At 42.6% G+C, this 7991-nt stretch carries 13 protein-coding genes; 8 read left to right on the top strand and 5 right to left on the bottom strand.

Going from position 1 to position 7991, the window contains the following annotated elements:
- From NT178_17870 to NT178_17835, 8 genes are all read left to right on the top strand, one after another.
- Window positions 1–256, top strand: a 256-nt coding sequence (locus NT178_17870) for a hypothetical protein (GenBank protein ID MCX5814389.1), incomplete at its 5' end; no start/stop codon positions are given.
- 154 nt (window positions 257–410) lie between these two features.
- On the top strand, window positions 411–1265 hold the full coding sequence (locus NT178_17865) for an MBL fold metallo-hydrolase (protein ID MCX5814388.1): 855 nt from the start codon (window positions 411–413) through the stop codon (window positions 1263–1265).
- A gap of 108 nt (window positions 1266–1373) precedes the next feature.
- Window positions 1374–2186 (top strand): enoyl-CoA hydratase-related protein, encoded by an 813-nt coding sequence (locus tag NT178_17860; GenBank protein MCX5814387.1) that lies wholly within the window; start codon window positions 1374–1376, stop codon window positions 2184–2186.
- Between the two features lie 57 nt (window positions 2187–2243).
- Entirely contained in the window at window positions 2244–3563 is a 1320-nt protein-coding gene (locus tag NT178_17855) for a hypothetical protein (GenBank protein MCX5814386.1), read from the top strand.
- Window positions 3564–3714: 151 nt separating this feature from the next.
- Window positions 3715–3987, top strand: a complete 273-nt coding sequence (locus NT178_17850) for a type II toxin-antitoxin system Phd/YefM family antitoxin (GenBank protein MCX5814385.1) — start codon at window positions 3715–3717, stop codon at window positions 3985–3987.
- Window positions 3977–4291, top strand: a complete 315-nt coding sequence (locus NT178_17845; GenBank protein ID MCX5814384.1) for a plasmid stabilization protein — start codon at window positions 3977–3979, stop codon at window positions 4289–4291. Before NT178_17850 ends, NT178_17845 begins: the two co-directional genes overlap by 11 nt.
- A gap of 129 nt (window positions 4292–4420) precedes the next feature.
- Complete coding sequence (locus NT178_17840) at window positions 4421–4624, top strand: type II toxin-antitoxin system VapB family antitoxin (GenBank protein MCX5814383.1); 204 nt, start codon at window positions 4421–4423, stop codon at window positions 4622–4624.
- Window positions 4617–5051 (top strand): PIN domain nuclease, encoded by a 435-nt coding sequence (locus NT178_17835; GenBank protein MCX5814382.1) that lies wholly within the window; start codon window positions 4617–4619, stop codon window positions 5049–5051. Before NT178_17840 ends, NT178_17835 begins: the two co-directional genes overlap by 8 nt.
- A 125-nt stretch (window positions 5052–5176) precedes the next feature.
- On the opposite strand, the gene NT178_17830 is transcribed toward NT178_17835, so the two are convergent.
- The 5 genes from NT178_17830 to NT178_17810 form a co-directional block, all read right to left on the bottom strand.
- The gene (locus NT178_17830) at window positions 5177–5407 is read right to left on the bottom strand and encodes a putative toxin-antitoxin system toxin component, PIN family (GenBank protein ID MCX5814381.1); all 231 of its coding nucleotides are present in this window, start codon (window positions 5405–5407) and stop codon (window positions 5177–5179) included.
- Window positions 5373–5873: a Gfo/Idh/MocA family oxidoreductase gene (locus NT178_17825; protein ID MCX5814380.1), complete on the bottom strand. Its 501-nt coding sequence runs from the start codon at window positions 5871–5873 to the stop codon at window positions 5373–5375. The genes NT178_17830 and NT178_17825 overlap by 35 nt, the downstream gene beginning before the upstream one ends.
- 437 nt (window positions 5874–6310) lie before the next feature.
- On the bottom strand, window positions 6311–6733 hold the full coding sequence (locus NT178_17820) for a type II toxin-antitoxin system VapC family toxin (GenBank protein ID MCX5814379.1): 423 nt from the start codon (window positions 6731–6733) through the stop codon (window positions 6311–6313).
- A complete protein-coding gene (locus NT178_17815) occupies window positions 6733–6972 on the bottom strand; it encodes a hypothetical protein (protein ID MCX5814378.1) in 240 nt (79 codons plus the stop codon). Before NT178_17815 ends, NT178_17820 begins: the two co-directional genes overlap by 1 nt.
- A 279-nt stretch (window positions 6973–7251) precedes the next feature.
- The gene (locus tag NT178_17810; protein ID MCX5814377.1) at window positions 7252–7569 is read right to left on the bottom strand and encodes a hypothetical protein; all 318 of its coding nucleotides are present in this window, start codon (window positions 7567–7569) and stop codon (window positions 7252–7254) included.
- Between the last annotated feature and the right edge of the window lie 422 nt (window positions 7570–7991).

Genomic DNA, 7991 nt, shown 5'->3' with positions numbered 1-7991 from the left:
TTCAGGAATACCTTATCTGTGCTATCCAGAATATCCAGGTGTTAATCCGATACATAAAAAGACCTGCAAAGGGAATGTGTGCGCTATTCCCGGTACAATCAATAATAGGCCATTTATTTGCAAGATGTATCTTCGTCCCCGGCACCTTTTTTATGAAACAGGTGAAAATCCGGAAGGCACAAATCTTCATAATGAAGACATGTTAAGAACAAATACGGGGTTGGGATCAAATGGGATTCGGGCAACAGGCCGTTAAACCCTGACAGGAAACAAGTGTCGAAAGCAACAGGTGAAGTCGACAACAACGTCGCTGTATTCATATTACGACGCCTTCATTGAACATTTTTGTATTGCAAATTCTTTATAAATATTTAATCATAGAAAAAGCTCCTTATTTTTACGGGCAGACCATGAAAACGTTAAAATATCTGAAAATTACTATTCTCTGTGAAAACGTAATAGGAAAACTATCCGGCATAGGTGAACACGGATTCTCTGCCTTTATTGAGACAGATAGCGGCTCATACCTTTTTGATACCGGTTCAGGTCTCGGCATTCTCCACAATGCAGGAATATTTAAAAAAGATTTGAGCACAATAAAGAAAGTGTTCCTGAGCCATGGACATTATGACCACACAGGAGGACTTACCCGTGTGCTCGATGTTGTCAACCCCATTGATGTCCATTGCCATCCCTCGGTTTTCGATGAAAAATTCAAAATCGTAAAAGAAGACGGGAAGGAATATAGAGAGTTTATCGGCATACCTCAGAGACAAATTCTCCTTGAAGCAAAAGGGGCAATGTTTAGATTCAGCAAAGACTTCCAGGAAATTGAAAGAGGCATCTTCCTTACGGGTGAGATCCCGATACTTACACATTTCGAAGAGCGTGACAAAGCGCTTTTTGTTAAAAAGGGCACAACTTACGAGGAGGATGCCGTTATCGACGATCAGGCGCTGATCCTCTCCACAAAAAGAGGGATCGTTGTTTTGCTTGGCTGTGCACACGCAGGAATAATAAACACTTTATGGTACATAGCAAAAAATTTAAATGTTGAAACGTTTTATGCGGTTATCGGTGGCACACACTTAGGCCCCCTTACAGAAGAGCAATTAAAGTATTCAATCGACATACTCAAACAAATAGATATTAAGGTATTGGGCGTTTCACACTGTACCGGTCTTCCTGTTGCGCAAAGATTGCTTCAAGAACTGGGGAATAAATGTACATATGCATCAGTGGGCAGTGTTTTTGAGATTCCTTAACAAAATAAACTGCTGAAACTCAGGGTTATGCGTTTTGGGTTCGGAGTTTTTCTCTTCTAATTCTTAATTCATAATTCTTAAATTTTAATTACTAAACAGGAGGTTTTTATGGATGTAGTTCTGGAATCTTACAAGGATGGTATATATACAATCACACTCAACAGACCGGAGAAAAAAAATGCCATGGATTTTGACCTGCTCAAAGGTCTTTATGATGCTATGAAAAGGGCCGATGCCGAACAACCCCCTTTTATAGTTATCAGAGGCTCGGGCAAGGCTTTTTGCTCCGGCGGCGACCTCATTGCCTTTAAAGAAGCCCAGGACGCAGGCAAGGCTTTTTGCTCCGGCGGCGACCTCATTGCCTTTAAAGAAGCCCAGGACGCAGAAGCTTTAATTGATGCAGAGGCAGCCATACTTAATGAGAGCATAAAACTGATACGTAATACCGCTGCAATCGTTATTGCAGTTGTTGAGGGCGTTGCTGTCGGCGCAGGCCTCGGACTTTCACTGGCATGTGACCTGTCGATAGCAACCAAAAATACGATTATGAATATGGGTTACAGGAGAATAGGCCTTACACCGGACGGTGGAGGCAGCATTTTTCTGCCGAGATTGATCGGGGCAAAAAGGTTCAACGAGTTATATCTCTTCTCCCGTAATATCAATATGGCACAAGCTCAGGAGCTTGGTATTGTAAACCTGGTCTGTGAGGAGGAAGAACTTGAAGCCAAACTGAATGAGACAATAAAAAACCTTAAGGCCCTTCCAATGGAGACCATCAAGTATTTTAAGGACCTCGTGAACAATGCTATCTTCTTCGGCCTTGCCAATCATTTGGATAAAGAAAGATTCTACGTTGCAGAGCTTGCAGCCAAACCACTTTTCAAAGAACGTATAGAAGGTTTCTTAAGAAAAAAGTAAACGATGAAGGGACTCCATCTCTTCTCCATTTTTGCCTACATATGCCTTCTCTGGTTTATGGGCATCTATCTAACTAAAAGGTCAAGGTCTTCCGAGGCGTATCTTGTTGCGTCAAGGGGGCTTTCCGTGCCTTTTATTTCCGTGCTTATTGCCGGCACATGGACCGGCGGGGTATCTATCGTCGGCATGGCGCAGGGCGCATACATCCATGGAATCAGTGCCCTGTGGTTCCAGGCAGGCATATGGATTGCCATGTGTACTACAAGCATTCTCCTCGGCAGAATCATGGAAGGCAAAAAAACATATTCAATCCTTGATATTGTCGGAAGTCTGTATGACAAAAAGACAGCAAAGCTGGCTGGGATTATGCAGCTTATTTTCTCAATCTGGATTGTTGCAATGCAGATTGTCGGCGGCGGTGCAATACTTTCCGTCATTTTGACAGGACAGGTTTCCTTCAGGCAGGGCATGGTACTTACCGCCATAGTTTTTACACTTTATAATGTCGTGGGCGGCTTTTTAGCTACCGCGTATACAAACCTGATACATATCTGCGCCATCATAACAGGTATTTTTCTCGGAGGTCTATATGTAATTTTCAATACCGGCGCACTCGCTCAAGCTGCAAGCCACACACATTATTTTCAGCCTTTCGGTGATCTCGGCGTCTCCCAGGCATTAAGCTGGGCTTATATCAACTTCACGCTTGGCGTACTTGCCCAACCGGTTATCAATACCGCATACTCCGCAAGAACCCTGCAGGAAGGCAGAAGGGGGATTCTTATCGGCAATTTTATTGCAATCCCTATTGTCATCATGGCTGCTCTCTGCGGGATTGCTGCAAAACGCATCTTTCCTGATATCCCATCTCTTGCGGCACTGCCGGCGCTCCTTAATGTTGTTCCCCCATTTGTTTCAATCTTTTTCTTAATCAGCATGCGGGCGCCGCTTATGAGCTCCGGTTCACCTTTCCTGATGGGCGCCACAACCCTTGCCGTTAAAGGTTATTTAGCGCCATCCTTTAAGATAGAGAATGACAGAACACTGCTAATAGTATCAAGGATTACAACACTCTCTATTGGCGCAGTTTCATTGGCCCTTGGGTTCTTTGTAAAGGAAATCCTCAGAGAGGTTACATGGATCGCGGTATTTTTAAGTGCAATTGTTTATGTAGTTTTTATCGGCTGGACTGTGAATAAAATCGGTAGCGTATATGCATATGCTTCTCTTCTCGGTACAGTGGTTATTGTATTCCTTTCCTTTTTCTTTGGAATCCATAAGATTATACACCCGATCTGGCCTGTGACAGCGTATATATTCTTAGTGATGTTAGCGGGTCTCCTCTCAACCAAAAAACATGTTAATAAATTTTCTTGATATTTTTTATATTGCAATAACATAGCATTCTACAGCTTACAAAACAAAAAAGGTACTTAACATAACGTCAAGTACCTTTTTTGTTTTCTCTTGACTTAAAAGTCTTTTAGATGTACAAATAAAGAGGCAAATATATTAGGGGGTATTAAAAATGATCAGACAAATTCAAATATCTGAAGCAAGGCGAAGATTAAATGAATTACATAAAGAGATGGGACATGACGAAACCATATCGATCACGTCCCGTGGAAAACAGGTTTTTGCACTTATGCCCTGGGATCTGTATGAGTCTTTGAATGAAACGATTGAAATTCTGGGCGATGAGGAAATGATGATGGCCCTGAAAAGAGGAGTTCAGGATATTCAATCCGGCAGGGTAACGGACTGGGAAAACTTAAAAAAAGAGCTTCAACTTGAATTATAAAATTACTCTGACCAATGAGGCTAAATCGTATCTGGTATCCCTGGATGGAAAAACAAGGACCGCAATAGCCTGCAAAATCGAGCTGCTAAAAGAATCTCCTGAGAAACAAGGAAAAGCGTTATCCGGCGATCTTACAGGATATTGCAGCCTTCATGCTGCTGGTCGATACAGGGTAGTTTATGAGGTGAAAGTAAACCGGGTCATGGTTGTTGTCGTTGCTCCAGGCATACGGAAAGAAGGGTCAAAAATAGATGTATATGAAACGCTAAAAAGACTGCTACGGTTGAAAGTCTTTGACAAATAGCCGCCGTTATCCATGTTAAAAGAAGATTTATCATTTACGTAAATAGTTGCCATAGTTTATTGCGTGGTTGACAAAAACATGTTTTATGTATAACATTACCATCTAAACTATATGTACAAGGGGGCTGTAATGTTTAAGACAACGGTGGTGCTTGATGAAGATTTACTTAAAGAAGCTGTCGAAGTCACCGGTGCGCGCTCTAAAAAAGAAGCTATAGAAAAGGGGCTGAAGCTTCTGGTTAGAGAACATAACAAGGCAGCACTGCGAGACGAGCTCGGCACTTTTGACCTGGACCTCACACCAAAAGAATTGGAGCGGCTCAGGGATGAATAGTGACTCTTTCCTGGTAGACACATCTGCATGGATATTCGCATTAAGGCGTGAGCCCCTTGAGTTAATTAGAAAGAGAGTAGCTTACCTGCTCGAAAAGGATGCTATTGTTACTACAGAAATCATCAAGCTGGAACTTCTCGGGGGCACAAAAACCGAAAAAGAGTTTAATCGTTTGAAATCACGGCTCCAAGCCTTGGAAACCATATCCGCAACCATTACCCAATGGGAAAAAGCATATGAGATTGCCTTCGCTTTGAGAAGAAGCGGGATTACTGTCCCGTACACAGACATTCTGATCGCTGCCTGTGCGCTGACAGTCGGCGCTACGGTCCTCCATGCTGACATACATTTCGATATGATGGCAAAAAGTCTTCCTTTAAAAACAGAATCATATGTAAAAACCGTACCCTTTGAGCTTCTGCGATAAGGCGTATTTTGTGATCTTTCCAATATTTGTATGTCCATTTTCTAAATTAAGACTTTGCAAAGGTCTCCAATCCTTTTTTACTGGTCTTGCCCTGGCAGGATAATGGACTATGGGGAGAAACACAATCAGCCGTTTGATACTTCAGGGAAGGGGGTTTTCAATAAAGTCCAGAGCTCTCTTGGAGTTATAATCTTAGCGCTTTTGTACTCGACCAAATCTAATAAATCTTTGTCTCCTGTTATGATATATTCTGCCAATGAGCATTGCGCCAACCCCAATATATGGACATCATTTTTATCTCTGCATAGCGATGTCTCTAAATTATCGATTTCTGAGACAAAACAGATTTCTCTCAAATATGATGTTTGTCCAGCTCACATGGAATGGAGCCGTTACATCGCTCTCAGTTTTCAATATGGCAAAGGCATTATCCTCAACTTCCATATCCCAGAATTTTGTCTCAACCTTTCCATACACTTCCTTCACTTCTCCGCCAAACCAACATATCAGATCAATGACATGAACACCCTGATCGAGGAGTTCACCGCCTCCGCATAAATCCTTTGATGCCCTCCATTCATTCTCCATACCGGGACGGCCGCCATAACCATACCTTGCCCGGATATTGAGGCACCGCCCGATTTCCCCCTCGTCAATCAACTCCTTGGCTTTCCAGATAGCGGGGTGTAAACAATGGTTGAAACCGGTCTTGAGCACTACGTGCTTGATGGCAGATGGTGGATGGTAGATGAAGCGTTTCTTTCGCTTTGTTATCTGATATCTGATATCCGTTATCTGACATCTGCGCTTCTCGAAGTGCATTTACTATTTCCTGCGCTTCCGCTGCGTTGCGCCCCAGTGGTTTTTCCGCAAGTACATGCTTACCCATCTTCAGCGATTCGATAACTAATTCTTTGGTATATTTGTTGACAACCGAAATAATTACTATATTACAGTCGGCCGAATGCAATAGCTCGCGATAATCACTAAAAGGCTCGCAAGAAAAGGACTGTGCTAAATTGTCAGACGCGTCGCAATTTGTATCACAGCTTGCCACCAGTCTGCTCTTCTCGTCAAGCGCCAACGCCCTCTTCCTCCCGATCGCACCACACCTGATGATGCTCGCTTTCAATATATCGTTATTTAAAATAGTCATAAGCGTACTAAAAATCCTGATATAGATTTACATGATCTTCCATTGAAATAACGAGATGTTTTGATACGTTTAATTATCGGAGAAATAAGTAGGGGCGCTGTCCCTATTTATCAAGATCTTTCAGAAGGCATATCCGTTCGTTGTTCCTCATCTTTTCGCGGAACTTGTCGTCACTGGTCAACAAAGCGGCGTCAATTTCATAGGCGGCGGCCAAATATACCGCGTCATAAAAGGTTACTTGGTGTTCTTTCATCCAGGCAAAGCACTGACGGATCATCTGCTCAGAACAGTCAACCACGTTGATTTGAAGATCGAGGAGCAGCTTCATCTTTTGGCCCGCCTCGTCGGGTAACGCTCTGCCCAGAATATTTGCGACTTCATAAGTCCATAAACCAGGCGCTGCAATCCTGACTGCGCCGCTCACCCAGGCGTGTAACAGGCCGGTTGCTTTATCATGATCCGGTTCCTTTTCTTTTTCCAAGACCCATTTCAGAATAACGGAGGCGTCTACGATGTATTTTTTCATCAGTGCGACGCCCTGTCTTTGGCAAGACATTCAAGAATATCGGCATGCGAATAGCCGCCTTGACAAGGCGAAGAAGCGAGCAACTGTTCAACAGCCAATTTACGGCGCAGCAACTCCAGTTCTTTACGCAGAGCCTCGTTAACCAACCTGCTGCGCTTTCCGGCAGGAACGAGACTTTCAAGATCTCTGCAAACGCTTTCCTCAATGAGGAAGTTCAATTTGCGGGCAGTGTTTGGCATATTATACCTCTTCATAATAAGTATAAATCTTACCTACGATTGTTACACCATCAGGATGGAATGTCAAGAAAAATAATCGGGGGGCAGCCATACTTTGCCTTGGCAAAAAAATCAATTTCCTTCATCTTCTCCCGGAATCGAGTCTGATGCTTTTCTACATAAAACACATCCGAGGTGCCATAAACCGATTACACCAATTGTTTCTTTCAATCTAACCCCCTATCTTGTCCTTTATACATTTCACTAATCTTTTCACCCTTCCCCTATCTTCCCAACTTCTCAACTTTCTATCTTCGCAACTTCGGCCTTTTCACTTTTTACGATCATATATTCGCCGGTGAGTATTATGTTTTTACCTGGAAGCATCTTGCTGCCGTTATCTTTTCTGCATTGCACAGGAGATGTTCCATTCAAATTTCTGTTGGTTGGCATCATCAATGCACTGATATTTAAAATACCCTTTGGATAAGAGGGCTGGGACAATCTGCAAAACAACTCAAAAAAAACGGAAACCCTTTTATAATAATCCGGCGTTGGGTTGAAACACCACAAGGATCTTTCTGCCTCTTCAAAACTATGGAACTTCATAACCGGCATCTACTCTTCAGGCCACAGATTCTTTTTGTGTAACAGGGATAAATGCGGATTACAGCGGATATATAATACGGGAACAGGGATTGTGATACACCGGCAATCCCTGTTCCATGCTCATGCTTCGCATAAAATTGATATGCTTTCATCAAACTTTATCAGCCGAATTTAGGCTGTCCGGATCCATTTTGAACGTTTTGGAGAAAGGATGACGAGATAATTTACAAAATGCTCGGAGTTGTAAAGACGTAAAAAGGGCAGTATGAGTCTGATAATACTTTTTGATGTTGTAGATACTATGATAGATTGTTCGCCCTCTCACAGGTATTTGATATACTTGTGAAAAAAATAGAGGAGGCTCTAAATGAAAAGAGTATCTACAGAATCAGTAAAAGTGTTGTCCGGTAGGAAAGTATATATAGGTATCG

This window comes from Pseudomonadota bacterium (assembly GCA_026388255.1).
GTDB lineage: Bacteria > Desulfobacterota > Syntrophorhabdia > Syntrophorhabdales > Syntrophorhabdaceae > JAPLKB01.
This window is presented reverse-complemented; position numbering and strand designations above follow the sequence as displayed.

What these genes read in the sequence shown, in the direction of transcription:
- NT178_17865 (MCX5814388.1), top strand. Translation starts at nt 411, where the DNA reads ATGAAAACGTTAAAATATCTGAAAATTACTATTCTCTGTGAAAACGTA.
- NT178_17860 (MCX5814387.1), top strand. Translation starts at nt 1,374, where the DNA reads ATGGATGTAGTTCTGGAATCTTACAAGGATGGTATATATACAATCACA.
- NT178_17855 (MCX5814386.1), top strand. Translation starts at nt 2,244, where the DNA reads ATGGGCATCTATCTAACTAAAAGGTCAAGGTCTTCCGAGGCGTATCTT.
- NT178_17850 (MCX5814385.1), top strand. Translation starts at nt 3,715, where the DNA reads ATGATCAGACAAATTCAAATATCTGAAGCAAGGCGAAGATTAAATGAA.
- NT178_17840 (MCX5814383.1), top strand. Translation starts at nt 4,421, where the DNA reads ATGTTTAAGACAACGGTGGTGCTTGATGAAGATTTACTTAAAGAAGCT.
- NT178_17835 (MCX5814382.1), top strand. Translation starts at nt 4,617, where the DNA reads ATGAATAGTGACTCTTTCCTGGTAGACACATCTGCATGGATATTCGCA.
- NT178_17825 (MCX5814380.1), bottom strand. Translation starts at nt 5,873, where the DNA reads ATGCACTTCGAGAAGCGCAGATGTCAGATAACGGATATCAGATATCAG.
- NT178_17820 (MCX5814379.1), bottom strand. Translation starts at nt 6,733, where the DNA reads ATGAAAAAATACATCGTAGACGCCTCCGTTATTCTGAAATGGGTCTTG.
- NT178_17815 (MCX5814378.1), bottom strand. Translation starts at nt 6,972, where the DNA reads ATGCCAAACACTGCCCGCAAATTGAACTTCCTCATTGAGGAAAGCGTT.
- NT178_17810 (MCX5814377.1), bottom strand. Translation starts at nt 7,569, where the DNA reads ATGCCGGTTATGAAGTTCCATAGTTTTGAAGAGGCAGAAAGATCCTTG.